At 65.0% G+C, this 26145-nt stretch carries 25 protein-coding genes and 2 pseudogenes; 12 read left to right on the top strand and 15 right to left on the bottom strand.

Annotation, left to right across the window (positions count from 1 at the left end):
- Nucleotides 1-9 precede the first annotated feature (9 nt).
- Nucleotides 10-1470, top strand: a complete 1461-nt coding sequence (locus IPF36_RS08745) for a PLP-dependent aminotransferase family protein (RefSeq protein WP_133094566.1) — start codon at nt 10-12, stop codon at nt 1468-1470.
- The gene (locus tag IPF36_RS08740; protein ID WP_133094567.1) at nt 1457-1723 is read left to right on the top strand and encodes an Rrf2 family transcriptional regulator; all 267 of its coding nucleotides are present in this window, start codon (nt 1457-1459) and stop codon (nt 1721-1723) included. The genes IPF36_RS08745 and IPF36_RS08740 overlap by 14 nt, the downstream gene beginning before the upstream one ends.
- Nucleotides 1724-1728: 5 nt before the next feature.
- Here IPF36_RS08740 and moaA read toward each other — a convergent pair whose 3' ends face one another.
- From moaA to IPF36_RS08700, 9 genes are all read right to left on the bottom strand, one after another.
- A complete protein-coding gene (gene moaA / locus IPF36_RS08735; RefSeq protein ID WP_195427792.1) occupies nt 1729-2844 on the bottom strand; it encodes a GTP 3',8-cyclase MoaA in 1116 nt (371 codons plus the stop codon).
- 108 nt (nt 2845-2952) lie between these two features.
- The gene (locus IPF36_RS08730; RefSeq protein ID WP_135702792.1) at nt 2953-3768 is read right to left on the bottom strand and encodes an HlyD family secretion protein; all 816 of its coding nucleotides are present in this window, start codon (nt 3766-3768) and stop codon (nt 2953-2955) included.
- Entirely contained in the window at nt 3765-3977 is a 213-nt protein-coding gene (locus IPF36_RS08725; protein ID WP_135702791.1) for a DUF1656 domain-containing protein, read from the bottom strand. The genes IPF36_RS08730 and IPF36_RS08725 overlap by 4 nt, the downstream gene beginning before the upstream one ends.
- On the bottom strand, nt 3964-6093 hold the full coding sequence (locus IPF36_RS08720; RefSeq protein ID WP_195427791.1) for an FUSC family protein: 2130 nt from the start codon (nt 6091-6093) through the stop codon (nt 3964-3966). Before IPF36_RS08720 ends, IPF36_RS08725 begins: the two co-directional genes overlap by 14 nt.
- 3 nt (nt 6094-6096) lie before the next feature.
- The gene (locus IPF36_RS08715) at nt 6097-6234 is read right to left on the bottom strand and encodes a DUF2474 family protein (RefSeq protein WP_195427790.1); all 138 of its coding nucleotides are present in this window, start codon (nt 6232-6234) and stop codon (nt 6097-6099) included.
- Complete coding sequence (cydB, locus tag IPF36_RS08710; RefSeq protein WP_195427789.1) at nt 6234-7241, bottom strand: cytochrome d ubiquinol oxidase subunit II; 1008 nt, start codon at nt 7239-7241, stop codon at nt 6234-6236. Before cydB ends, IPF36_RS08715 begins: the two co-directional genes overlap by 1 nt.
- Before the next feature lie 20 nt (nt 7242-7261).
- Entirely contained in the window at nt 7262-8701 is a 1440-nt protein-coding gene (locus IPF36_RS08705) for a cytochrome ubiquinol oxidase subunit I (RefSeq protein WP_195427788.1), read from the bottom strand.
- A 302-nt stretch (nt 8702-9003) separates the two neighbouring features.
- Complete coding sequence (locus tag IPF36_RS34375) at nt 9004-9126, bottom strand: oxalate:formate antiporter (protein ID WP_198065771.1); 123 nt, start codon at nt 9124-9126, stop codon at nt 9004-9006.
- A gap of 34 nt (nt 9127-9160) precedes the next feature.
- Nucleotides 9161-10612 carry an OFA family MFS transporter gene (locus tag IPF36_RS08700; RefSeq protein ID WP_135702786.1) on the bottom strand — a complete coding sequence of 484 codons (1452 nt, stop codon included), beginning with the start codon at nt 10610-10612 and terminating at the stop codon, nt 9161-9163.
- Between the two features lie 296 nt (nt 10613-10908).
- Here IPF36_RS08700 and IPF36_RS08695 point away from each other — a divergent pair, with 296 nt between their 5' ends.
- Nucleotides 10909-12300: a sigma-54 dependent transcriptional regulator gene (locus tag IPF36_RS08695; protein WP_135702785.1), complete on the top strand. Its 1392-nt coding sequence runs from the start codon at nt 10909-10911 to the stop codon at nt 12298-12300.
- A 26-nt stretch (nt 12301-12326) separates the two neighbouring features.
- Nucleotides 12327-14351, top strand: a complete 2025-nt coding sequence (locus IPF36_RS08690; protein ID WP_255519719.1) for a cache domain-containing protein — start codon at nt 12327-12329, stop codon at nt 14349-14351.
- A gap of 7 nt (nt 14352-14358) precedes the next feature.
- Here IPF36_RS08690 and IPF36_RS08685 read toward each other — a convergent pair whose 3' ends face one another.
- From IPF36_RS08685 to IPF36_RS08675, 3 genes are all read right to left on the bottom strand, one after another.
- Nucleotides 14359-14580, bottom strand: coding sequence for a DUF1484 family protein (locus tag IPF36_RS08685; protein ID WP_135702783.1), 222 nt, complete (start codon nt 14578-14580; stop codon nt 14359-14361).
- Nucleotides 14581-15008: 428 nt separating this feature from the next.
- On the bottom strand, nt 15009-15350 hold the full coding sequence (locus IPF36_RS08680) for a YciI family protein (protein WP_167884539.1): 342 nt from the start codon (nt 15348-15350) through the stop codon (nt 15009-15011).
- Between the two features lie 159 nt (nt 15351-15509).
- Entirely contained in the window at nt 15510-16424 is a 915-nt protein-coding gene (locus IPF36_RS08675) for a LysR substrate-binding domain-containing protein (protein WP_195427786.1), read from the bottom strand.
- A 134-nt stretch (nt 16425-16558) separates the two neighbouring features.
- On the opposite strand from IPF36_RS08675, the gene IPF36_RS08670 reads away from it, so the two are divergent.
- The 5 genes from IPF36_RS08670 (at nt 16559) to IPF36_RS08650 (ending at nt 21972) form a co-directional block, all read left to right on the top strand.
- A complete protein-coding gene (locus IPF36_RS08670) occupies nt 16559-16942 on the top strand; it encodes a VOC family protein (protein ID WP_135702781.1) in 384 nt (127 codons plus the stop codon).
- Nucleotides 16939-17874: an NAD(P)-dependent oxidoreductase gene (locus IPF36_RS08665; RefSeq protein ID WP_135702780.1), complete on the top strand. Its 936-nt coding sequence runs from the start codon at nt 16939-16941 to the stop codon at nt 17872-17874. Before IPF36_RS08670 ends, IPF36_RS08665 begins: the two co-directional genes overlap by 4 nt.
- Nucleotides 17867-19561: an IlvD/Edd family dehydratase gene (locus IPF36_RS08660; RefSeq protein ID WP_195427785.1), complete on the top strand. Its 1695-nt coding sequence runs from the start codon at nt 17867-17869 to the stop codon at nt 19559-19561. Before IPF36_RS08665 ends, IPF36_RS08660 begins: the two co-directional genes overlap by 8 nt.
- Nucleotides 19562-19593: 32 nt before the next feature.
- Complete coding sequence (locus IPF36_RS08655) at nt 19594-20934, top strand: NAD(P)H-dependent oxidoreductase (RefSeq protein ID WP_195427784.1); 1341 nt, start codon at nt 19594-19596, stop codon at nt 20932-20934.
- A 69-nt stretch (nt 20935-21003) separates the two neighbouring features.
- On the top strand, nt 21004-21972 hold the full coding sequence (locus IPF36_RS08650) for a tripartite tricarboxylate transporter substrate binding protein (RefSeq protein ID WP_195427783.1): 969 nt from the start codon (nt 21004-21006) through the stop codon (nt 21970-21972).
- On the opposite strand, the gene IPF36_RS08645 is transcribed toward IPF36_RS08650, so the two are convergent.
- Complete coding sequence (locus IPF36_RS08645; protein WP_255519717.1) at nt 21879-22466, bottom strand: 2,4'-dihydroxyacetophenone dioxygenase family protein; 588 nt, start codon at nt 22464-22466, stop codon at nt 21879-21881. The two genes, IPF36_RS08650 and IPF36_RS08645, sit on opposite strands and share 94 nt — an antisense overlap.
- Before the next feature lie 140 nt (nt 22467-22606).
- Nucleotides 22607-23566, bottom strand: a complete 960-nt coding sequence (locus IPF36_RS08640) for a TauD/TfdA family dioxygenase (protein ID WP_195427782.1) — start codon at nt 23564-23566, stop codon at nt 22607-22609.
- Nucleotides 23567-24087: 521 nt separating this feature from the next.
- On the opposite strand from IPF36_RS08640, the gene IPF36_RS08630 reads away from it, so the two are divergent.
- Nucleotides 24088-24264 (top strand): hypothetical protein, encoded by a 177-nt coding sequence (locus IPF36_RS08630; RefSeq protein ID WP_255519716.1) that lies wholly within the window; start codon nt 24088-24090, stop codon nt 24262-24264.
- 353 nt (nt 24265-24617) lie between these two features.
- Here IPF36_RS08630 and IPF36_RS08625 read toward each other — a convergent pair whose 3' ends face one another.
- Complete coding sequence (locus IPF36_RS08625) at nt 24618-24941, bottom strand: hypothetical protein (protein WP_195427781.1); 324 nt, start codon at nt 24939-24941, stop codon at nt 24618-24620.
- A 364-nt stretch (nt 24942-25305) separates the two neighbouring features.
- On the opposite strand from IPF36_RS08625, the pseudogene IPF36_RS08620 reads away from it, so the two are divergent.
- Nucleotides 25306-25734 (top strand): annotated as a pseudogene (locus tag IPF36_RS08620) (tyrosine-type recombinase/integrase); the annotation flags it as partial.
- A 1-nt stretch (nt 25735) separates the two neighbouring features.
- Nucleotides 25736-26145 (top strand): annotated as a pseudogene (locus tag IPF36_RS08615) (NAD(P)(+) transhydrogenase (Re/Si-specific) subunit beta); the annotation flags it as partial.

Here is a 26145-nt window from a genome sequence, read left to right as displayed (position 1 = left end):
GAGCGCAGCGTGACACTATATGAAAAACTGGCTGCGGATATCGAGGCGCTGGTGCAGCAGGGCGTGCTGCTGCCGGGCGAGCGCATTCCGTCGGTGCGGCAGGCCAGCCAGCACCACCGCATGAGCATCACTACGGTGATCCGCGCCTATGTGCTGCTGGAGAGCCGCGGCGTGATCGAAAGCCGGCCGCAGTCCGGCTACTTCGTCCGCGCACGCCCGGGCGAGCCGGCGATCGAGCTGCGTACGTCCCGGCCCAGCGCCAAGCCTTCGGCGGTCGACGTCAGCGCGCTGGTGCTTTCCACGCTGCGCTCGATCCGCTCGGACGAGGCCGTGCCGCTGGGCTCGCCTTATCCGGATCCGTCGCTGTTCCCGTGGCAGCGCATCAACCAGTACGCCAACAACATCGCGCGCCGCTATGCCAAGTGGACGCTGCTCGACGACTTGCCTCCGGGCAGCCCCGAGCTGATCCGGCAGATCTCGCGCCGCTACCTGGAGAACGGCCAGGCCATCGACCCCAATGAAGTGATCGTCACCATCGGCGCCACCGAAGCCATCAACCTGTGCCTGCAGGCGGTGGCAAAGCCGGGCGACACCATCGCGGTCGAGTCACCGACCTACTATGCCATGCTGCACGCGATCGAGCGCCTGGGCATGCGCGCCATAGAGGTCGCGACCGATCCCGTGGAAGGCATCGACCAGGAGGCACTGGCCCGGCTGATCGACGAGAAAGGCGTGAAGGCGTGCATGGTGATGCCGAACTTCCAGAACCCGCTCGGCTTCCACATGCCCGACGACAGGAAGCGCAGCCTGGTGGCGATGCTGACCGAGAAGGACATCCCCGTGATCGAGAACGACGTCTACGGCGAGCTCTATTACGGCGAAGCCCATCCCAGCTCGCTCAAGGCCCACGACAAGGCCGGCATTGTGCTGCATTGCGCCTCGTTCTCCAAGACGCTGACCAATGCCTACCGCATCGGCTGGGCGCTGCCGGGCCGCTACCGCGAAGCGGTGGAGCGGCTCAAGTTCCTCAATACGCTGACCACGCCGGCGATCCCGCAGCTGGCGATCGCCGAGTTCCTGAAGAACGACGGCTACGACTTCCACCTGCGGCGCGTGCGCAAGGCCTATGCGCAGCAGGCCAGCATCATGGCGGCGGCGGTGCGCCGCTTCTTTCCCGAAGGGACGACCACGTCGCGGCCCGCGGGCGGCTACGTGCTGTGGGTGCAGCTGCCGGAAGGCATCGACGCCATGGAGATGTACCACGCGGCGCTGGAACACCGCATCACGGTCGCGCCGGGCCATATGTTCGCGCCAGGGGCCACCTACGCCAACTGCATCCGGCTGAACTACAGCGCCGAATGGTCGCCCGGCATCGAGTCCGCGGTGCAGACGCTGGGCAAGATCGCGCAGCACCTGCTGGCGCGCAGCCGGCAGCACGAACAGGAGAAGCCGGGCCATGCCGGACCATGACATCGATCCCGCCATCCTCGCCGCGTTGCAGGTGCTGAACCAGGCCCCGCGCGACGCTGCCACGGCGCCCTGGTCGCTCGCGAAGATCGCCAAGCGGGCGCAACTGCCGATGAGCGTGCTGCGGCGCGTGCTGACGCAGCTGCAGTCCGCGGGGCTGGCCGATTTTGCGATCGACGAGGCGGGCCACGGCCACGCCAGCCTGACGCAGGCCGGGGCGGAGCTTGCCGCGCAGGCGTTCCCGCAGAATGACTGAACGGCTCAGCCGCCCACCAGCGACATGCGTACGGTGGGGTATTGATGCTTGCCGCTGGCAAGCCGTTCCGCGCGCAATTCGCCGCGCAGTTCGGAGTAGCGGTCGCCGCGCGCCTGCCATGCCTGGCTGATGGCATCGGCGAGTGCTGCACCCGGGCGAGTGGCCGACAGGTGCGGACGCAGGTCGACGGAACTGGTGGCGAACAGGCACAGGTGCAGGCGGCCATCGACCGAAACGCGTGCGCGGGTGCAATCGCCGCAGAACGGGTGCGATACGCTGGAGATAAAGCCCAGTTTCAGGCTGCCATCGGCCAGCATGTAGTTGCTGGCCGTTTCCGCATCCCGCCGCGCGACCGGCAGCAGCGCATGCGTGCGCTCGACCATGGCGCGGATCTCGGCGGAAGGCATCACGCGCGACTGCGACCAGCCGCGCGGGCCCTCCACGTCCATATATTCGATAAAGCGCAGCGTGACGCCGCTGCCACGGAAGTGCTCGACCAGGGGCAACACCTGCGCGTCGTTGGTGCCGCGCTCGACCACGCAGTTGACCTTGACCGGAGCCAGCCCGGCGGCGCACGCGGCATCGATGCCTTCCAGCACCCGTGCCACCGGGAAACCGACGTCGTTCATGGCGCGGAACACGCCGTCGTCCAGGCTGTCCAGGCTGACCGTGACGCGGCCCAGGCCGGCGTCGCGCAGCGCGCGGGCCTTGCGCGCCAGCAGGCTGCCGTTGGTGGTCATGGCCACCTCGACCGGCTTGCCGCCGGGGGTGCGCAACGACGCAATCGCTTCCACCAGCGCTTCGATCCCCTTGCGCAGCAGCGGCTCGCCGCCGGTCAGCCGCACCTTCTCGACACCGAGCCCGACGAAGGCGCGGACGATGCGCAGCAGCTCGGCATCGCTCAACCGTTGCTGCGCCGTCAGGAACGGATAGTCGGGCCCGAAGCGCTCCTTCGGCATGCAATACGTGCAGCGAAAGTTGCACTGGTCGATCACGGAGAGCCGCAAGTCGCGCAAGGGCCGGCCAAGCAGGTCGCGGCAGGCCTGGTCCGGCGCGATGGTGGCCAGGGTGGCGGGGTTGGCTTGGGTAGCGTGCTGGGTCTGCACAGGCGCGGCTTGCATGGCGGCTCTCCCGGGGGCAATGGGGTGGGGCATGCCGTCCATGGTAAGGACGGCTCGCGGCCCGGCAGACGCACACTTCGGGCCGGCCCGCAGCAGAACAGTTGGCGCTTATTCGTGCGCGTCGCGGATGCGCACCGTGGCGGTCTGGCCGGCGATCAGGCGTACTCCAGGCGGCACCTTGTCCAGCGCGATGCGCACCGGGATGCGCTGTGCCAGCCGCACCCAGTTGAAGGTCGGGTTGACGCTGGGGAGCATGTTCGGCCCGCTGCTGCGGTCCTGGTCTTCGATGCCGGGGGCAATGCTCTGCACCCGGCCGCGCAGCGGCGTGGGCAGGCCCATGATATGTACCTCCGCGGCACTGCCGACCCGGATCGCGGGCAGCTTGGTTTCCTCGAAATACCCTTCGACGAACTGGGTGCCGCTCGCCACCACCGACAGCGCCGGGCGGCCGCGGCTGGCAAAATCCCCAGCGCGCGGCAGGCGGTCGCTGACATAGCCGTCCACGGGGCTGGTTACGCGGCAGCGGGCAAGGTTCAGGCTGGCCACGTCCACCGCGGCATCGGCCGTGGCGACGCGCCCCTGCGCGCTGTCCGCCGCGGCGGGATCGCGGCGCGCCAGGGCCAGCGCCGCGCGTGCCGAGGCGGCCTCGGCCTGCGCCACTCGCAACGCCAGGCTGAAGCGCGCCTCGTCCACCACGAACAGCACCTGGCCGCGCCGCACCCAGGCATTGCCATCGACCATCACGGCCGTGACCAGGCCGGAGACATCGGGCGCGACCTGGATCACGTCCGCGCGCACATGGCCGTCGCGCGTCCACGGTGCTTCGGTGTAGTACTGCCACAGATGCCAGGCGGTCAGTGCCGCCGCGACCACGGCCGCCAGGGTCACCGCGTAGGGGCCGAGCAGCGAAAGCTTGCGATTCATGATGGAGCCTGCCAGGCGAGCGCGACGATCGCGCCCAGCACGAGGATATAAAGCGAGAAGTTGAACAGGGACCGGTGCCACACGATGCGGTAGAAGCCGATCCGGCCGAGCACGGCGCGCACGCCGGCGGTGATGGCGAACGCCGCCAGCATCCACACCACGGTGGCCGGCACGAAGACGCCGTACAGGTCGAACTCAGTGGCGTGCATGATGGCGTCCGTGGTCCGCGCGGTCCGTGCGGTCCGTATACAGCGCCAGCCGCAGGGTGGCCAGCGCCGCCAGCGCGGCGCGGGGGCTGGCGTGGAAATTCGTGGCCAGCGCCGCGGCGGCCGCGTCGATCCGCGCGGCCAGTGCCACAGCAGGCGTGCCGGCATGGCCGATGCGCGCGCACTGCCGGTAATGCCGCGCCACCCCTGCCAGCACGTGTTCCACGGCGCGGCGGCGCTCGGCCGGGCCATCGGCACAGGCGCGCCGCAGCGCCAGCACGGCGGCTTCCACCAGGAAGTCGGCTGCGGCAAGGCCGGCCGGCCTGGTGCTGGCGTTGTTGCGGCGCGTCAGCGGCGGCCACTGGCGCAGCAGCCGGTCCAGCATGCGGCCGCGCAGCCGCGCGCTGTTGACCGCCGCGCGCGGATGCGCGGCCAGCGCGATCTCGTTCCAGTTGGCCCTGGCCAGCCGGTAGGCCACCAGCTGCTGGCCGAAGGGCTGCATCAGCACGGCCCACAACGCGGCGAACACCAGCGCCGCCAGGCTTGCCAGGCTGCTGTTGAAGATGCCGGCGAAGCTGGCTGCACCGAGGTGCTGCGGCCCGGGGAACGACGCCGCGGTGACCGCCAGCAGCACCCCGAACAGCGCATTGCGCGGCTGCGTCGTCATCGCGCCGATGAACAGGTACGGAACGAACAGCAGCGCCACCAGCGAGCCGAAGTCATGCGCCAGCACCAGCACCACGAACTGGTAGTACCAGGACAGCAGCGCGCAGGCGATGCTCCACGCGATCACGCGGCCGGCCACCAGGCGCGGCTCCGCGGTGCTCGCAATAAAGCAGCTGGCAAGCGCGGCCAGCCCGACCGGGACGGCGCCGTCGACCCAGCCCGAGGCCATCCACAGCAAGCCCGCCATTAAGGTGGCCGAGCCGGCGGTGGCGGCGCGGAACAGCAGTTGCGCGTGATCGTGGTGGCGCGCCCGTCCGGCGGGCTCGACCCGATAGCGCAGCGTCGCCGGGTCGCTGCCATGCTGGCGCAGGCTTGCCTGCAGCAGGCGGCAGTCTTGCCACAGGTCGGCCAGCTCATCGAGGTAGGTACTGGTGGCCGCGACCAGGCGCGCATGCCAGTCCGCGGATGGTGCCGGTGCAGTGCCCGAGGGTAGCCAGGAAGGCACCGGGAGGCTCGCGCCCCGCTCGCCGGCGATCCATGCCAGGGTGGCGCGCAGCCGTTGCGCCACCGCGTCAGGCATGCCCGCCGGGTGGCGCCGCAAGGCGCCGGCGGCATCGGCAAGCGCCAGCACCAGCGGCAGCAGGGCCGTCATGCGCTGGTGCAGGGCGCGCGCGTGCCGCAGTGCCGGCGCACCGTCGGTCTCATATCTGAGCTGGGCGAGCTGCGTCTCCATGGCCAGGATATCGGCGGCCAGCAGGCTGAAGCTGTCGTGGCGCTGGCCCGCGCTGGCACCGGTGGCGCCGGTGGCCATGATGTCGCGGATCCAGCGCGAGGCATGGTCCAGCCAGGCGGACGCGCGCGCAGCCAGCGCCGGGGTGGTGCGCACGGGAAAGACCACCGCGCTGACCACGCTGGCGCAGGCGATGCCGATCACGATCTCCTCGATACGGGCAAGGCCCATGCCGAACACGGCCGCCGGATGCGTGACCGTGGGCAGCGCCACGATCGGCAGCGTGTAGGCGGCCAGCAGGCAGATGTAGTTGCGCGGCGCCGGCTCCAGCAGGGACAGGTAGAGCAGGGCGCCGGTCCAGCACGCGATCGCGGCCATCAGCAGCACGGGCTCGTCGACCAGCAGCGGCACCAGCACCACTGCGGACACCGCGCCCAGCAGCGTGCCGAGGATGCGGTAGGTGCCCTTGGCGTGGGTGGCGCCGGCCAGCGGGCTGGATACCAGGTACACCGTGGCCATGGCCCAGTACGGCCGCGGCAGGCCGAGCGCCAGCGCCACGCCGAGCGCCAGCATGGCCGCGCCGAACACCTTCAGCGAATGCAGCCATGGCGCGTAATCCGGGTATGCTGCCGCGAGCGCACGGAGCCAGCCGTGCGTCCTGGTGGCATCTGGGGCATCGTGGCCGGGCAGGGTGGCCCGGGGAAGCGGGTTGGACGAGGCCATGCTTCAACTCGACAACCCGACCGCCCGCATCAGCAGCCGCATCAGGCTGGCGCACACGAAGACCGTGCCGACGCCCGCCAGCCACAGGGCCAGCAGCCAGCCCAGCCGCGACGCGAGCCCCGAACGCATGAGCCTGGCCATCAGTGGTATCCCTCCCCGCGCTTGACTTTGCCGCGGAACACATAGTAGGACCAGGACGTGTAGGCCAGGATGATCGGCACGATGAACAGCGTGCCGACCAGCGCAAAGCCCTGGCTTTGCGGGGCCGACGACGCATCGAAGATCGAGATCGACGGCGGGATGATATTGGGCCAGATGCTGATGGCCAGCCCGGTATAGCCCATGAAGATCATCAGCAGCGCGTACAGGAACGGCGCCACGTTCGGCCGCTGGTGCAGCGAGCGGTAGATGCCGGCGGCCGCGACCAGCACCAGCAGCGGCACCGGCAGGAAGAAGAACAGGTTGGGCAGCGCGAACCAGCGCTCGGCAATGCCCGGATGCGTCAGCGGCGTCCACACGCTCACCGCCGCGATCATGGCCACCATCACGCCCGTCAGCACGTTGGTCACGCGCAGCATGGTCCATTGCAGCCGGCCCTCGGTCTTCATGATCAGCCAGGTAACGCCCAGGAAGGCGTACGTGATCACCACGCCCACGCCCGCGAAGATCGGGAACGGCGCCAGCCAGTCCAGCGCGCCGCCGGCATAGGTGGTGACATCCATGGCAATGCCATCGATATAGGCGCCCAGCGTCACGCCCTGGAAGAACGCGGCCACCACCGAGCCCCACGTGAAGGCGGCATCCCAGTACGGGCGGCTGCGGTCGCTGGCCTTGAAGCGGAATTCGAAGGCCACGCCACGGAAGATCAGTCCCAGCAGCATGAACATCAGCGGCAGGTAGAACGCGGTCAGCAGCACCGAGTAGGCCAGCGGGAAGGCGCACAGCAGCGCCGCGCCGCCCAGCACCAGCCAGGTCTCGTTGCCGTCCCAGACCGGCGCCACGGTGTTCATCATCACGTCGCGGTCATGGCGGTCGCCGACGAAGGGGAAGAGGATGCCGATGCCAAGATCGAAGCCGTCCATGACGACGTACATCATCACGCCGAAGAAGATCAGGGCGGCCCAGATAACGGGAAGGTTGATACCCATGTCGATCACCTGTTCAGGGTTCAGGAATCGCGGCGGCCGTGGCGGGCCATCGCGTGGGGTTCGGAAGCCGCGGCGATGGCGGCGGGAACGACGCTGCCGGGGCCGTAGGACGGTGCCTCATGCGGATGTGCGTCAGGGGCGGGGCCGGCGCTGGCCAGCTTGAGCATGTAGCGGATGCCGACGCCGAAGCAGACGAAATAGACCACCACGAACAGCGCCAGCGACAGCGCCACCGGGCCGGCCGCATGCGCCGACACGGCGTCCCGGGTACGCAGCAACCCGTACACCGCCCACGGCTGGCGCCCGATCTCCGTGGTCATCCAGCCGGCCAGCAGCGCGATCAGGCCGGTGGGGCCCATCGCCACGGCCAGGCGCAGGAACGCCCTGGACCGGTACAGCGCGCCGTTGCGGCGCAGTATCCATCCCAGCAGGCCGAAGCCGATCATCGCCACGCCAAGGCCCACCATGGTGCGGAAGGTAAAGAACAGCACGGTGGCGTTGGGGCGGTCTTCCGTGGGGAAGTCCTTCAGGCCGCGAATCTGCCCGTCAAGGGTGTGCGTCAGGATCAGGCTGCCCAGGCGCGGAATCTCGATGGCGTAGCGGGTTTCCTCGCGCTCCATGTCGGGGATGCCGAACACGATCAGCGGGAAGCCGTTCTTGTCATCCTTCGCGGCCGTGTTCCAGTGCCCCTCCAGCGCCGCGATCTTGGCGGGCTGGTGCTCCAGCGTGTTCAGGCCGTGGGCGTCGCCCACCATCGCCTGGATCGGCGCGGTGACCAGCACCATCCACATCGCCAGCGACAGCATCTTGCGCGCGGCGGGCACGGCGCGCCCGTGCAGCAGCTGCCAGGCCGACGACGCCGCCACGAACAGCGCCGTGGACAGCAGCGCGGCGATGACCATATGGGCGAGGCGGTAGGGGAACGACGGGTTGAAGATCACCTCCAGCCAGTCGGTCGGCACCACCTTGCCGGCAACGATGACGTAGCCGGCGGGCGTGTGCATCCAGCTGTTGGACGCCAGGATCCAGGTGGAGGAAATCATGGTGCCGAGCGCTACCATCACCGTCGAGAAGAAATGGAGCCCCGGCCCGACGCGGTTCCAGCCGAACAGCATCACGCCAAGGAAGCCCGCCTCCAGGAAGAAGGCGGTCAGCACCTCGTAGGTCAGCAGCGGGCCGGTGACGCCCCCGGCAAACTGCGAGAAGCCCGACCAGTTGGTGCCGAACTCATAGGCCATGACCAGGCCGGAGACGACCCCCATGCCGAAGTTCAGCGAGAAGATCTTGATCCAGAACTGGTACAGGGTCCGGTAGACGGTGTCCCGGGTCTGCAGCCAGCGCGCTTCCAGGAATGCCAGGAAGCAGGCCAGCCCGATAGTGATGGCGGGAAATAAGATGTGGAAGGAAACCGTGAACCCGAACTGGATTCGGGCAAGGTCCAGGGCTGTGAGTCCGTGCATTGAGGTGCTCTCCGTGGGGGGCGCCGCCGGCAGATGGGCCGTACCGCGACATTACGGACAAGGGTACGGGTGACAGCCTGCCCGCCAGGGATACAGTTCTGGGGGAACCGTTCAAGCTCAGTTGTTCGGGCCGGGGCGACGCTGGCCAGGCGCGTGGGCGCCACCAGTACAGATAGCGCCGTTGCGCGGGATCACAGGCCGGGATGGATCCCGCGGCATCGACGGGCCCGGAGCCAGGGGCAATCGCATCGGGCGCCGCCGCAAGCACGGAGCGTGCTGCAGCGGACAGCCTGCGCGGTTGCTCAGCTGAACAGCGTCATGGCCTTGCCGAGGGTCGACCAGATGCCCGCGCCCAGCGGGATCAGCACATAGGTCCAGAACGCGAGCAGCAGCAGTGTCTTGCCGAAAGTGCGGCCGTTTTCCATGGTTTGTCTCCTGTGTTCTTGATGGCAGGCCCAGTCAGGCCGCGCTGGCCGCTTCGCGCAGGTGGTGCCGCGCATGCACCGGCCGGATCAGCAGGTTGCAGGCGAAGCCCACCACCAGCAGTCCCGCCATGATGTGCAGGGTGTCGACGTAGACCTCTGACCTGGGCACGCCCAGCGCCAGCTTGTACTCGCGGATGTAGTTCACCAGCGCCGGTCCGGCAATGCCGGCGGCGGCCCATGCGGTCAGCAGGCGGCCATGGATGCCGCCCACGTACGCGGTACCGAACATGTCGGCCAGGTACGCCGGAATGGTGCTGAAGCCGCCGCCGTACATGGTCAGGATCAGGAAATAGCAGGCCACGAACAGCGCCACGTTGCCGGCCGCGCCGATCGCCGGCACGGCCAGGTAGAGCGCGGCCCCGAAGGCGAAGAAGATGGCGTAGGTCAGCTTGCGGCCGAAGTAGTCGCTGGCGGAGCTCCACAGGAAGCGTCCCGTCATGTTGCCGATGCTGAGCAGGCCGACGAAGCCGGCCGCGGCCGCGGCGGTGATGGTGCCCTTGAAGGTTTCCTGGATCATCACCGCTGCCTGGCCCAGCACGCCGATGCCTGCCGTGATGTTCAGGAACAGGATCAGCCATAGCAGGTAGAACTGCGGCGTCTTCAGCGCCTGGTCGATATGCACGTTGGCGTGCGTGACCATCTTGCTCGCCTTGGCCTTGGGCACAAAGCCGGCAGGCGCCCAGCCCGGGGCCGGGATGCGGATCGCCAGCGCGCCAAGCGACATCGAGATGAAATAGATCACGCCCATGACCAGGAAGGTCTCGGCCACGCCCGCGCTGGTGGCGCTTTTGAAGTGGTTCATCAGCGCGACCGACAGCGGCGCGCCGATCATCGCGCCGCCGCCGAAGCCCATGATCGCCATCCCGGTGGCCATGCCGCGGCGGTCGGGGAACCAGCGGATCAGCGTGGACACCGGCGACACGTAGCCAAGCCCGAGCCCGATCCCGCCCAGCACGCCGTAGCCCAGGTACAGCATCCAGATCTGGTGCAGCCAGATTCCCGCCGCCGACACCAGGAAGCCGCCGCCGAAGCAGCATGCGGCCGTGAACATGGTGCGGCGCGGCCCGACCTTCTCCAGCCACTTGCCCGCGAACGCGGCCGAGATGCCAAGGAAGAAGATCGCCAGCGAGAACACCCAGCCCAGCGTGGTCAACTGCCAGTCGCCCGGCGCCGCGCTCGTGACGCCGATGATCCGTGTCAGCGGTTCGTTGAAGACCGAGAACGCGTAGGCCTGGCCGATGCACAGGTGCACCGCCAGCGCGGCGGGCGGCACCATCCAGCGGTTGAAGCCCGGCCGGGCGATGATCGCTTCCTTGGAGAAGGGCGATGGCCGCGATGCTGGCCGCGATGGCGATGGTCCTTGCGATGGCCCGGAACGGTGTTGCTCCTGCTTGGCGGGTGTTTGCGCTTGCGCGGAATAGGACATGAAGTTGTCTCCTACCTGGAAGTGGCAGCCTCTTGTTGCGCGGGTGCGCCGGGCTGAGGCGCGTCGTTCAGCAAGAGCTGTGCCGGTGGCCGATACCGTTTGCCATCAATGGGTTGCGGCAAGCGGCCTTCCGGAAGGGCGGGCCATTGGACAAAATGTCCGGGCACGGGCCCGGCGTGCGGGTCAAAATGTCCATCCACGGCCGCCGCCGCGCACGGTCGGGTCGGTTTAACCCCAATACAGGCGGATCGGGCACAGTCGCTAGACTCTCCGCCTGCACCGCAACAACCAAAGTGATGAGCGAACGACAAAGCAACGCCGCCGAAGCCGATAACTGGCAGCGCCGCACGATCCTGGTGGTGGACGACGAGGCCGGCATGCGTTCGTTCCTGTCGCGGGCGCTGGAAGGCAAGGTGGGCAGCGTGCTTACGGCCGACAGCGCCGAAGCGGGCGCCGCGCTGCTGGAGCAGCGCCATGTGGACCTGATCCTGCTGGACGTGGCGCTGCCCGGCGCCAGCGGCATGGAGTGGCTCCAGGCATTGCGCGCAGCCGGCAATCCCGCCGACGTCATCCTGATGACGGCCTTCGCCGACATGGACACGGCCATTGCCGCGCTGCGCTCCGGCGCGGCGGACTTCATCGTCAAGCCGTTCCGCGTCGACCAGGTGCTCAACGCCATCCGGCGCTGCTTCAACCAGGCCCGGCTCGCGCGCGAGAACTACCTGCTGCGCCGCGAGCTGGACAAGTACACCATCCACAAGGACTTCATCGGCGAGTCCGAAGCCATGAAGAAGCTGATGGCGCTGGTCGCGCGGGTCGCACCGATGCCGTCCACGGTGCTGGTGACGGGCGAGTCCGGCACCGGCAAGGAAGTGGTGGCGCGCGAGCTGCACCGGCTCAGCGGCCGCCAGGGCCAGTTCGTGCCGCTGAACTGCGGCGCGATGGCGCCCGAGATCATCGAAAGCGAGCTGTTCGGCCACGCCAAGGGCGCTTTCACCGGCGCGGCCGGCGCGCGCCACGGGCTGTTCCTCTATGCCGATGGCGGCACGCTGTTCCTGGACGAGATCTCGGAACTGCCGCTGGCGATGCAGGCCAAGCTGCTGCGCGTCATCGAGGACCGGCGCATCCGCCCGCTCGGCACCGAGCGCGAGATCGCGGTGGACGTGCGCATCGTTGCCGCCTGCAACCGCAACCTGGCCAACGAAGTCGCCGCGGGGCGCTTCCGCCAGGACCTGTTCTACCGGCTCGACGTGGTCGCCGTGACCATCCCGCCGCTGCGCACGCGGCCGGAAGACGTGGTGCCGCTGGCCGAGCATTTCTCCGAGCAGCTGTCGGCGCAGCTGGGGCTGCCGCCGGTGCCGCTGTCGCCGTCGCTGGTGTGCCTGCTCAAGGCCTATGACTGGCCAGGCAATGCGCGCGAGCTGCGCAACCTGGTGGAGCGGGCGCTGATCCTGGGCGAGTACCCGGTCGAACTGCTGGCCCATGCCGCCGAGCCGCGTGACGCGGATACGCCGCCGACGCATGACGCAGCCGCCGACGACGCCACCCTGCTCGAAGCCGTCGAGCGCCGGCACATCCTGCAGGTGCTGGCGGCGGAGGGCGGCAATCGCGTGGAAGCCGCGCGCCGGCTCGGCATCTCGCGCCGCACGCTGGACCGCAAATGCCTGCAGTGGGGCCTGCGCGCTTGAAGCCCTCAACGCCCTCAGCGCCCTCAATGCTGCTGCGCCGCTATCGCGCCTCGCTGCGCGCCAAGCTGGTGTCCATCGTGGTCGCGCCCCTGCTGGTGGCGCTGGTGGCGCTGCTGCTGCTGATGGCGCTGTGGGGCAATCGCACGTTCCAGGCCTTGCTGGCCTACAAGGTCAACAGCGACCTGCTGGTCGCCCACGAGTACTTCGAGCACATGGTCGGCGGCATGAAAGACCGCGTCCTGCAGGAGGCCAGATCCTATGCCCTGGTGGACGGTCTTGGCCGCGGCAGCGCCATGCCCGCCATCCTGGCCGACGCGCGGCGTACGCACGGCCTCGACTTCCTGCAACTGCTCGATCCCAAAGGGCGGCTGCTTGCCGCTGCGCCGGCGGGTGCGGCGGGTATGGACTACGCCGGCTGGCGCGTGGTGGAAAGCGCCGCGGCCGGCCGCCCGGATGCCGCCACCGACGCCTGGTCCGCCGCGCAGCTGGCTGCCGTCTCCGGCGACCTTGCCAGGCGCGCCCAGGTAACGCTGCGCGCCACCGCCAATGCGGCGCCGACCGACAGGACCATGGAATCCCGTGGCATGGTGGTGCACGCGGCGGCGCCGGTGTTCGATGCGGCGGGCAAGCTGGTGGCGATCCTGCACGGCGGTACGCTGCTGAACCACAACCTCGGCTTTATCGACGCGATCAACGCACTGGTCTACCAGCCGGAATCCCTGCCCCGTGGCAGCCAGGGCACGGCGACCCTGTTCCTGGACGACACGCGCATTGCCACCAATGTGCGGCTGTTCCATGGCGAGCGGGCCCTGGGCACGCGCGTCTCCCGCGAGGTGCGGGACAAGGTGCTCACGCGTGGCGAAAAATGGCTGGACCTGGCCTTCGTGGTCAACGACCGGTACATGAGCGCCTATGAGCCTATCGTGGACAGCCGCGGCCAGCGCATCGGCATGCTCTACGTGGGCTACCTGGCCAGGCCGATCAGCCAGGCCAAGGACCTCGCGCTGGGCGTGCTGGTGGGCCTGTTCCTGCTGCTGGCCGTGGCGGGAGCGTTATTCTCGCTGCTGTGGGCCAGGCGCGTGTTCACGCCGATGACGCAGATGGTCGGCACCATGCGCGCGCTCGAGGCCGGCAACGACAACGCGCGCGTCGGCCCGGTGCGCAGCGAGGATGAACTGGGCCAGCTCGCCGGCCAGTTCGACCGGTTGCTGTCGGACGTGCAGCAGCGCAATGCCGAGCTCAGGGACTGGGCGGACTCGCTAGACCGCAAGGTCGCCGAGCGGACCCGCGAGCTCGAGGATGCGAACGCGGTGCTGCGCGCGACCCGGCAGCAGCTGATTACCTCGGAAAAGCTTGCGCTCGCGGGGCAGCTTACCGCGGGCGTGGCCCATGAGATCAACAATCCGATTGCGGTGATCCAGGGCAACCTGGACGTGGCCCGCGATATTCTCGGCCCGGCCGCGGAGCCGGTCCGGCATGAATTGCGGCTGATCGACGAGCAGGTGCGACGCATCTACCTGCTGACCAACCGGCTGCTGCAGTTTGTCCGGCCGGAGGCCTACGCCGGCAATACCGAGCGCCTGGATGTGGGCGAGGTCGCGGCCGGCTGCGTGGACCTGGTCCGGCATATGCTGAAGGACGCGGCCATCCGGGTCGAACTGGCCTGCCAGGCCACACGCCGCGTGCGCATCAGCCGCAGCGAACTGCAGCAGGTCATCGTCAACCTGGTGACCAATGCCATCCACGCCATGCCGGAGGGCGGCATCCTTACGCTGGCCACGCGCGACTGGGAAGGGCACGGCGTGACGCTGCATGTGCGCGACACGGGCCGCGGCATCCGCGAGGAAGACCTGCCCAACCTGTTCAATCCGTTTTTCACCACCAAGAAGCAGATGGGGACCGGCCTCGGCCTGTCCATCAGCTATGCGCTGGTAGAGCGCTATGGTGGCCGCATTACGGTGGAAAGCACGGTGGGGCAGGGTGCCGAGTTCATCGTCTGGCTGCGCGAAGACGGGTCTGCGGCGCAGCCAGAGGCGGATGGCCGAGGGTGATGACGACTCACGCCACGGGACACAACTCCTCTGCCATCAGATCAAGTTGCGTTTTGATCATTGCCAGCAGGCAGTGTACGCCGTGGCATGCCTGCAAGCGCTCGCTTTCCACTTCCAGCAGCGACAGGACGCTACCCAGGCCGGCCTTGATCCGGTCGAGCGATTCAAGTGTTTCTGCCGGAATGCCGACGATAATGGCTTCGCGCTGTTGACGGGCTTTCTCTTGCATTGCGTTCTCCTGAAGAAGGTTAGGAGACCCGCCTGATGCAATTGCTTGAGGGGTGGCGGGCCTGACAGCGGGGGTCGAAATACCGGCTCACCAACGAACACCGGCCAGCCTGATTGGCTGCCCCGCCCGGCCCGCCATTGTGAAGCGACGCGCGCGTGCGTTTGAGGATGGTCGCCTGAGCGACCATCCGTTGGTGAAAGCGGGTTTCGACGCCCGATCACCGTTGTCTCGGTGATGGCCTTAGTTTTCCCTTTTCAGTTGGGGATGACGATCAGACGATTCGCAAGCTTCCTTTGGGTTCAACGGAAAGCGGCTTCCGGCGGCAGCTCTGCAACCGGACTCGGCTATTGCCTGACTGAAGTTCATGGCGATGAGGAAAGTAGATGCGGGAGAGTGTCTTCGCTCGCAGTGGGTACGGGCCCTGCCCGTCAGCTCTCGGGGTCATACCCAAACTCGCGGAGTTCCTGCGAGCAGCGGCAGGCTTTGGCGATCTTTGCAGCCCACAGGATGGCGGCTTCGCGCGACGGGAGCTGCAGGACACAGAAGCCACCGTCGAACTCCTTCGTCTGGGGATAGGTTTCGTTTGTGACCGTGCCGTCTGAGGCGACCATGAGTGGTGCGACATCCTCGTTGATACCACCACCGAACACGTACACGCCTGCAGCCTTCGCCTCGCGTATGACCTCGTGCGCAGCTTCGCCCACGGCGGCAAAGTCCTCGGCGGGGACTTGCATCGCCCTTCCAGGAAAGGAGATAAGGTATTTCGTCATCGTTCCATCCTTCGGTTGAGGCTGGTGCTGTTTGGGAGGCCTAGCCTGTTATGGGTTGATGTGCAACGCGCCCTAATACGGATGATGCGCTCTAACACGTGCAGATTCCGAGCATGTAAGCCGTTGATCTTGCAGAGTGGCCTATCGGACGGCAGCAATTCAGTCAGGCGTCTTACTCAGATGCTCGACAAGAAGGGCAGCTGAACCGGACAGAGCGCGGGAGGCGCTCGTGGCGATAAGCAGCCTCCGCTCTGCCCAGTCATCTACAAGCCGAACGGCTTTCAGACCCCACGGCTCGAGCTTTCGAAAGCATGCGCCGAGCGGAAGTACACCTATCCCCAGATTAGAAGCAATCATTTCGGACATGGCGTCAAAGCTTCGAACCTGGATGCGCAGCCGCAACGGAAAGCCAATGTCATGTGCCGCGCTAGAGATGGTGTTAAGCAGCGAACTGCCTCGATTCAGGCCCACGAAGTCATAGGAAAGACAGCTTCGGAAGTCGATTTCGTCCACCCCCGCCAACGGGTGCGTCTTCGAGCAAAGTACAACGAGCCGGTCAGTTTGATAGGGGATGACGTTCAGACCGTGCGTTGGTGGACCCTCGACGAAGATGCCTACGTCTGCCAGTCCTTCCACGATTGCACGGACGATGTCACCGCTGAGTTGCTCTTCGACCTCGACACGGGTGTCGGGGTAAAGGTGCAAAAAGCTTTCTAGTGCAGATGGAAGAAATTCGACCAGGGCGGACATGTTCGCCCAAAGCCGAACGTGTCCCCGAGAACCGCTTGAGTACTCGCTGAGCTCATTACTGAAAAGCTCGAATCCCTGAAAAAGACGCATCGCGTGCTGAAGCGCAACGTGACCAGCGGGCGTCAGCCGAATGCCGTGGGCATTCCGCTCCATCAGGACTGCGTTAGAGGCGGTTTCGAAGTCCGAAATCCGCCTGCTTGCGGCCGATAGCGCCAAGTTACACCGCTCGGCACCCTTGGTGATGCTGCCGGTCTGTGCCACGGCACAGAACAAACGCAGAGTGACGAAATCGACGCGAGCGGGATTGATGAGGTTCTGTGGCATGTAGGCACTTTATCAGTCTGGCAAGCGACCGGCTTCGCAAAATGCGAAGGCTCCATGCGAAATTAGGAATTCCTCCTCTCCTATTCGTGCGCATACATTCGAGGTCATCGCAAAATCGCAAGAAGGAGACGCTGGTGATTCATCACTTGGACCATCTGGTCTTGACGACCAGCAACGAGGAAGCATGTGTCGATTTCTACGTCGGTCTGTTGGGGATGACCCTCGAGACCTTCGCAGAAGGCCGCAAAGCCTTCAAGTTCGGCGAGCAGAAAATCAATCTGCATGTGAAGGGCAAGGAATTCGAGCCGAAGGCCCATCTTCCCGTGCCTGGCGCCCTGGACCTCTGCTTTATCGCGGCGATTCCGCTCGATGAAGTCATCGCGAAACTGAATGCGCGGGGCGCTCGCATTATCGAAGGGCCGGTCGCCCGTACCGGCGCGAACTACCGCCTGCGTTCGATTTACCTGCGCGACCCCGACCTGAATCTGATTGAAATCTCCGAGAGGGCCGACGCATGAGTGCCGCAAATTCCGAGCGCACCATTGTTGGCTTCGTTGGCCTCGGCCAGATGGGCAAGCCAATGGCTCTTAACCTGATTCATGCCGACACGGACCTGCGCGTCACGTCAAAAGTGCAGGACCCGTATCGGGAGCTGCAGGAAGCTGGCGCTACGACAGCCGACAATCTGGCCGGCCTGGCCGACGCCAAAATTGTGTTCCTGAGTCTGCCAGGCACCGCTGCCGTGCTGGATGTGCTATTTGGCGACGGTGGATTGGCAACGCTGCTTCGTCCGGGTTCCATCGTTGTCGATACCAGCACGATGGAGCACGGTGCGACGATGGATATTCATGCACGTCTTACTGCTGCCGGCATCGTGTTCCTCGATGCGCCGGTGTCGGGAATGCAATCGCGGGCTGAAGCCGGCACATTGACTGTCATGTGCGGCGGGGCGGAACAGACCTTTGAAACGGTGAAGCCGTGGCTCGAGCGCATGGGCAACAACGTCCTGTACATGGGTGACGCAGGTAGCGGACAGCTGACGAAGCTCGTGAACCAGTTGTTATTCGATATCAACTGCGCCGCTCTCGCAGAGATTCTTCCCATGTCCCGGAAGATGGGGCTGGACCCCGAGAAGATTGCGTCAGTCATCAACAGCGGCACGGGGCGTAGCTACGCATCGGAATTCTTCCTGCCCCGCATCCTGGCACGCCACTTCAGCGACGGCTATCCGCTCAAGGCGGCCTACAAGGACCTGGTCAGCGCGGCCGAGTTAGGCGCTCGCCATTGCATCCCGATGCCTGTGCTTGCCGCCGCTACCGCCACATATCAGATGAGTCTGTTGGCCGGCCACGGCACCAGCGACAAGGGCGCAATGACGCGTTTCTTTGAAGACATGCTTGCCGTGCAGTTCAGCGCCGCAGCACCCCAGATGGAGAAAGAACATGGCTGAACCGCTTGGCCTAGACAATGGCCTGACAAACTACGGCGACCGGGATTTCGCGCGTTACCTGCGCCGCTCGATGGCGCATTCGATGGGTATCTCGGGAGAGTTGCTTTCGAAACCGGTTGTCGGCATCGCGGCATCGCCCAGCGATTTCAACAACTGTCACCGCTACATGCCACAACTCGTAGAAGCGGTATCGCGCGGTGTGCTCGCGGCAGGTGGCTTGCCGCGCATGTTCCCCACGGTGTCCCTGGGCGAAGTGTTCCTCAACCCGACCAGCATGGTGTACCGCAACCTGATGTCGATGGACGTCGAGGAAATGGTGCGCGCCCAACCGATGGACGCCGTCGTCCTGATTGGTGGCTGCGACAAGACCGTGCCGGCTCAGCTGATGGGCGCTGCTTCTGCCAATCGCCCCGCCATCCAACTGGTGACTGGCCCGATGTCAACGGGTCGCCACAAGGGCGAGCGGCTCGGCGCATGCACGGATTGCCGTCGCTTCTGGGGCAAGTTCCGAGCCGCAGAGATTGACCAGCAAGAAATCCAGATGGTCGAAACACGTCTGGCCACCACTGCCGGCACCTGTGCCGTCATGGGTACCGCCAGTACGATGGCGTGCATTGCGGAAGCGCTCGGCATGTCATTGCCAGGCACCGCGGCGATTCCTGCAGTCGACTCGCAGCGTTTGGTGGCCGCTGAAGAGAGTGGACGGGCTGCAGTGCGACTGGCGCGTTCGCCAATCCTGCCTTCGCAAATCATGACCGAGCAGTCGGTCGAAAACGCCTTCCGCGTCCTGATGGCGCTGGGCGGTTCCACCAATGCCATCATCCACCTCACGGCCGTTGCCGGCCGCCTCGGCATCCGTATCAGCCCGCAACGCCTGAACGAGATTTCGGACGAAACCCCGGTGCTGGTCGACCTCAAGCCGGTGGGCGATGGGTACATGGAGGACTTCCATTCCGCAGGCGGCATGGGCGCGGTGCTGCGCGAACTGCGCCCGCTGCTGAACCTGGACTGCCTGACCGTGGATGGCAGGACGCTGCGCGAGCGCCTGGACGAACCGGTTGGCTGGGTGGACCGCAAAGTCGTCCGGGCGTTTGACAAGCCGGTTAGCGAGGTCGGCGGGCTGATTGCCCTGCACGGCAGCCTGGCACCGGACGGCGCAATCTTCAAGCGTGCTGCCGCCACGCCTTCGTTGTTCGAAACCGAAGGCCGCGCGGTGGTCTTCGAAGGCCTGGAAGACTTGGCCAACCGTGTCGATTCGCCCGACCTGGACGTCAATGCGGATGACATCCTAGTGCTGAAGAACGCCGGCCCGCTGGCAGCCGGTATGCCAGAAGCCGGCTATCTGCCTATTCCGTCGAAGCTCGCCAAGGCCGGCGTGAAAGACATGGTTCGCATCTCGGATGCCCGCATGAGCGGTACCGCATACGGCACCATCGTGCTGCACGTCTCTCCGGAGGCGGCGGCCGGCGGCCCCTTGGAAGCGGTCCGCAACGGCGATCGGATTCGCCTGTCGGTGTCTAAAAAGAGAATCGACTTGCTGGTCGAGCCTGACGAAATTGCACGCCGTCTTACGGAGCGCAGGCCGCTGCCTCAGAAGCGCGGCGGTTATCAGCAACTCTATCAGCGCACAGTCACGCAAGCCCCTGAAGGCTGTGACCTCGACTTCCTCGCCCAGCCTCGCAGCTGACACCGTTCGTCACCAACCTTACTCGATTGACCATGAACTTTTATCCTCAGCTGCTCGCGCGCGCCGAGCAGGGAAACCCCGTGCGCGTCGGCCTTATTGGTGCAGGGAAATTCGGCTCGATGTACCTGGCGCAGGTGCCGCGCACGCCAGGCGTGCACATGGTTGGTATTGCCGACCTGAATCCGGCAAACGCCCATGCCAGCCTCGAACGCGTGGGCTGGGAACGTGGCCGTGCGCAAGCAGCGACCCTGGATGACGCGGTCGCCTCGGGCGCCACGCACGTCGGCGATGACTGGGAAGCGCTTGTGGCGCATCCGGGTGTTGACATCATAATCGAATGCACGGGTAACCCGATTGCCGCTGTCGACCACTGCCTCGCCGCGTTCAAGCATGGCAAGCATGTCATCAACGTCACGGTCGAAGCCGATGCATTCTGCGGTCCGCTGCTAGCCCACCGTTCCCGTCAGGCTGGAGTGGTCTACTCCTTGGCCTATGGTGACCAACCAGGCTTGGCTTGCGAACTCGTCGATTGGGCTCGCACTTGCGGGTTCCCCATCATCGCCGCGGGGCGCGGGCACAAGTGGCTGCCCAAGTTCCGGGAATCGACGCCCGATACGGTCTGGGACCACTGGGGCGTTACGGCCGACCAGGCACGCATCGGCGGCATGAATTCGAAAATGTTCAATGCCTTCCTCGATGGCTCCAAGCCAGCTATCGAAAGCACTGCCATTGCAAATGCCACCGGCCTTCATGTGCAGGCCGAGGGTATCACCTTTGCACCAGCGTCCGTCGAGCAGATTCCGACCGTCATGCGGCTCAAGTCGGATGGCGGCGTGCTGTCGCAAAAGGGTGTGGTCGATGTGGTGTCGTCGCTGAACACCGACGGTACTTCCGTAGGGTACGACATCCGTAAGGGTGTGTGGGTCTGCGTCGAGGCACCAACGGAATACATTCGTCGCTGCTTCAAGGAATACCAGGTTTTCACCGACCCCAACGGCCAGTGCATGGTCCAGTACAAGAAATGGCATCTCATTGGCCTGGAGCTCGGCATCTCTGTGGCGAGCGTCGGGCTGCGTCGGGAGTCAACCGGTGTGGGTCAGCACTTTAACGCGGACGTCGTTGCCACGGCAAAGCGGGACCTGAAGGCAGGGGAGATGCTCGATGGCGAAGGCGGTTACACGGTCTTCGGCAAGCTGTTCCCTGCAAAGGAATCGCTCCATGTTGGCAGTCTGCCCTTGGGTCTGGCCCATCACATGAAACTGCGGCGGGATGTGCCCAAGGACCAGTCCCTCACGTGGGAGGACGTGGTCATCGATGCAGAGCAACCAGCCTACCGCGTTCGTAAAGAGATGGAAGCTCTGTTCCAGAGCTGACAGGCCACCGGAACGAAGCCGGGATGGGACGGACCTTCCCGACTTACATATATCAATAGGAGACGCAGAATGAAATGGAGTGTGAAGATCTCCGCGACAGCGCTCGTGCTGGCGGCCGCAGGGCCGGTGCTTGCAGCTGACGCCTACCCTAGCAAGCCGGTCACGATGATTGTCCCGAGCGCACCTGCTGGGTCGACCGACATCGTCGCGCGGCTAATTGGCGAGCAACTCGCCAAGGACCTCGGCCAGCCTATCGTGATTGAGAACCGGCCTGGCGCCAGCGGCAACATTGGCACAGAAGCTGTCGCGAGAGCCAAGCCGGATGGTTACACGCTCCTCATGCAGTACTCCGGCTATCACGTGGGCAATCCCACGCTGTTTCCCCAGGCGCGCTGGAAGCCTAAGGACTTCGCGTCTGTAGCGCTGGTGATGCGCGCCCCGCATGTCGTCGCCGTCAACGGAAAGATTCCCGCTCAGAACCTGCGAGACCTGATTGCGTTTGGCAAGAAGGACAACCAAGGCTTGTTCTTTGCGTCATCAGGCAATGGCTCCATCCAGCATATTGCGGGCGTCATGTTCGGCAATCAAGCGCAGGTCCCGGTAACCCATGTCCCATACAAGGGGGCTGGTCCTGTGGTCAGCGACCTCATCGGCGGCCAGGTCGATATGTTCGTGACGACACCGCCGTCAGTAATCGGACAGGTTAAGGCCGGAAAAATCAAGGCACTGGCTTACACGGGGGCTAAACGCCACCCTTCGATGCCTGACGTCCCGACTTCTGCTGAAGCTGGTCTGCCAAGCTACATCGTGGAGTCTTGGTTTGCGGTATTCGCGCCGGCAGGCACGCCGCCGGACATCGTCAAGAAACTCTCCACATCGATTCAGAAAATCGTGGAGAGCCCGGAGTACAAGAAAAAGATTGAGGAGCAGGGCGGCTTTGCTGCCTACATGGACCCTCCGACTCTGGATAAGTTTGTGACCCAAGAACTCGCTACCTGGGCGAAGGTGATTAAGGACGGAAGAATCACCGCTGAATAACGGTTGCGACGACCGAAGGTGGGAAGGTCTCTGGCATCGGGGATACTGTGAAGAGCTTCCGTGGGATTCCATATGCAGCGCTTGTTGTCGTTCTCATCGACAAAAACAAGGTCACCCATCACGGAGACCAGCGTCACCACGTAGCCGCCTTCATCGTCGGTGCTGACGACTTCGGGCGTGTGGCAGGACGCGGCGGTCTCGAATACCACGCTGCCAGGACCCGCAACCCAGTCGTGCTCCTTGTATTTCCACTGGCCTTCCAGCGTGTAGACGACGACGGTGCCGGAATGGTGCTTGGGAAGCTGCATGCTCTTGGGCGCCTTCATCAGCACGATGATTTCGCCCCGAATCGGGTCAAGCTTGAAGTACTTCAGCAGGACGTCGTCCGAATAGGGGGTGAACGGAACCCACGGCAGCGATTCGCCATCGATGACTGCAGTATCGATTTGTTGGTAAAGCCTGACTGTCTCCAGTGATTTGGAATAAGACGGCATTTCAACACACCGCGTGATGCAACACGCGTGCGGTGAGGAGCCTCATCCTTCCTCGACATCGTTCCGGATGAGGCGCTGTTTGCCGCCGCCATGGGTTGGCTGGCGGACTTCTCAGGGGTTTTTCCGGCGGACTGTCCGGATCAGGAAAGGGATGTGCCTGTCAGCGTCGCGCGAAGCATCTTGCGTGGCGCATTGCCATAGTCCGCCACGGCATAGTGTTGGCACAGCAGGTTGTCCCACATTGCCACGGTGTTGTCGCGCCATTTCAGGCGCACCTGATACTCCGGAATCGCGGCCTGCGAGCACAGGTAGCACAGCAGGTGGTGCGACTCGGGCATGAAGTCCTGGCCGTAGCTAATGTCCGTGAAGTTGAAATAGTTCACGAAATGGGTCGTGAATGCCGAATTGACAAACAGAACCTTTTCCTGGGTCTCCGGGTGGATCAGGACGACCGGATGTTCACTGCCGGGGTTCTTTGCTGCGGCGGCGTGGCGTTCGTCCTTCGGATACTGAGCCAGGAAGACATGTTCGGCGCTGTGCTTGGCGTACAGGCCGTCAATTCGCTGCTTGATGGCGTCGGGAAGGCGTTCATAGGCCATTACCATGTTGGACCAGATCGTATCGCCGCCGTTTTCCGGTCCCATTTCGCGGCGCAAGACTGCGCCGCGCGGAGGGGCGTTCTTGTAGGTCACGTCCGAATGCCAGACATTCTCCCGGCTGGCCTTCTCGACAAAATTCTGTTTGTTCGGATCCAGATTCCGATAGAGCATCAGAAGCTTGTCGGCCTCCGGATGGCTCGGCGCAAGCGGGTGCGCTTCGAGTTCGGCGAATTGCGCGGCAAACGCCTGCTGCTCCAGCGGGGTAATGTCCTGGTCGCGGAAGAACAGCACCTTGTGCTTCAGCCACAGCGCCCGAATCTCAGCAATGAGGTCAGGATCCTGGGCGGCGTCGGCCAGGCTGATGTTGCTGAGTTCAGCGCCGATGGCCGGCGTGCAAAGCTCCACCTTGATCGAATGTTGACGCACCGATGTCCGGATGATGGCTGGTGCTGTAGGGGAGGCTTGTGTAGCCCAGTTCTGCGCCGTAGTTGCTGCTGTCATAGCTGTCTCCAATCTCAGTCTGGGCCGCGGTGCGCGAGTCGTTGGCAGGCCTTGGTGGTTCGGCACGCCAGCGCATCGACGGCGCTTGATCAAATCCACTTGGATGCAGCTATGGTAGGTTTTGTCGCCCCTCCATGATTCGCCCTATGGGCCAAATTCTTAGCATGTTGGGACACGCCGTCAATTGCCTTCAAGTCGCCCATGCAATGGGCGGTTGGCGCTCTTGCTTGCCGTTCGATGCTAGTCGGTACGAGAACCGGGCAGAAAGCCGTGGGCCGATGAAGCAGCCACACCTGCGTCAGGGACCTCCCAAACGATCATCCACGGTCCACCCGGGGCCTGGCTGTGGCCATGCTCTGCCTGTAGTTAGCCACCCAATCCGATGGGGTCTTGCCGAACTCCCGGTGGAACCAGCGGGAAAAGTCGCCAGCGGTGGAGAATCCAAGCAGTTCGGCGACTTCATATAGCTTGCGCCTGCTGTGGTCGCGAGGCTGACGCCCAAGGCGATTCACAGCACCGCCATGGCGACGCTCGCCCTGGCCTACAACGTCCTCGGCCTGGCGCCGGGTTCCATCGTCACCGGAGCACTGGCAGATCGGTTAGGGCTGACGGTGGCGCTCGAGCTATTGCCAAGAGCAGGGATCGCGTCGGCTGTTGTCCTGTTGATAGGCGTGCGCTATATGCGCGGTGAGAGATGACTGTTCTCGTGTCGGATGCGGAACTGATTACCAGCATTTCGCGGAATCATTGCCTTGTACGCGGCGTAGCCCAATCGCCCCAGCGAGTCGCCCCTCGATGGCGAGACAAGGGCTTACCGAAGGCATCGTAGCGGTAATCGCGATGGTTGGTGGCAAGACCGTCTTGGAAGTGGTGATTCAGACGCGGCGATCCAGATGCGGCTGCTGCGATTCAGTAGCGTGACGCGACGGAAGGCCCGGAACGGATGGGGTGACGCCTGAAGCGAAAATAGCCCCCCGCTGTGTGCGAGGGGCCACCGCTTTCCCTGATCTTCCCGGGCGGACCGGGAAGGCCACGCAGTTGACGCGTTCCGCTATTGCTTGCTGCCGCTATTGGCGCCGTCAGTAAACGGATCGGCCTTCCCTGCCTTCGCGCCGTCGGTATAAGGATCAGCTTTGCCAGCCCTCGCGCCGTCGGTATACGGGTCGGGCTTCTTGGTCGGCGCCAAGTCGGTGCGGGTCGACTCCTTAGCCCCATCCGTATATGGGTCGAATTTTGCGGATTTCGCACCGTCCGTAAATGGATCCGCTTTCCCCTTGGCCCCTTGCGTATACGGATCCACTGCCTTTTGCGCGTAGCCGGGCAGTGCTAGTGATGCTCCGAAGGCCGCAATTACCGCGATAATAATCGCTCTCATTTCTTTCTCCCGTGAGGATCAACTTCACTCAAGCGTAGAACCCGACTGGCGGGGACGACCTGCCGTGAACTGGCCCTGCCCGAGGCGAATCCGCGACGGGCTGCCCCCCCCCATAGTAGGTCGTACTGTGCTTGTCTGCAACGGCAACGCCTGTGCCGCGTCGGCGCCGGCGCCGGAGCGAGATGACCGATACTTGACGCAAACGTCATTGCCCGCGGGCTATGCCAGCGCCCGTTTTTGGCCGACGGACTAAACCGCTCACACGGTAACCCTCCGGTCAAGCGCGAAGTGACTCAACCGCCAGCGCTGTTTCCTATGTTGAGGACCGAGGCAATTCGCCTCGAGCCTCGACAGGAGCACAGCCATGTCAGTCGCGACGCCTACCATCAGCCCGCTACGCCAGCGCATGATCGAAGACATGCGGATGCGCAAGCTTGGAGATAAGACCCAGACCCAATACATCCGTGCCGTGCGCCGGTTCGCGGTCTTTCTCGGCCGCTCTCCCGACACGGCTAGCACTGAGGACCTACGGCGCTATCAACTCCATCTGGTCGATCACGGCATCTCCCCGGTTTCGCTCAATGCCGCGATCACCGGATTGAAGTTCTTCTTTGAAGTGACGCTCGGCGACGCGCAACGCATGGCCAAGATGCGACCGGTACGAATTCCACGCACCCTGCCCGTGGTAGTCAGTCCCGACGAAGTCGGCCGACTGCTGGCGGCCGCTGGGAACCTGAAGCACCAGACCGCGCTCGCGGTCGCCTATGGCGCCGGCTTGCGCGCCAGCGAAGTGGCTGAACTCGTACTCGGGCTGGGCGGCGGCGGGCATCGGCTTCTCGCTGAACAACCCGATGCTGATCATCGCCGGCTCGCTGGTGGGATCGTCCGGTGCCATCCTCTCGTACATCATGTGCAAGGCGATGAACCGCTCGTTCTTCAACGTGATCCTGGGCGGCTTCGGCGGCGATGCGTCGGCTGGCGCGTCCGCCGGCGCGCAGGCGCAGCGCAACGTGAAGTCCGGCTCGGCCGACGATGCCGCCTTCCTGATGGGCAACGCCGAGACCGTGATCATCGTCCCCGGCTACGGCCTGGCCGTGGCGCGCGCGCAGCATGCGCTGAAGGAACTGACCGAACTGCTCACCGAGAAGGGCGTGACCGTGAAGTACGCGATCCACCCGGTGGCGGGCCGCATGCCCGGCCACAT

The organism is Cupriavidus sp. IK-TO18 (assembly GCF_015549295.1).
GTDB lineage: Bacteria > Pseudomonadota > Gammaproteobacteria > Burkholderiales > Burkholderiaceae > Cupriavidus > Cupriavidus oxalaticus_A.
Note: the sequence above shows the minus strand (reverse complement) of the source record. Positions and strands in the feature narration are given on the sequence as shown.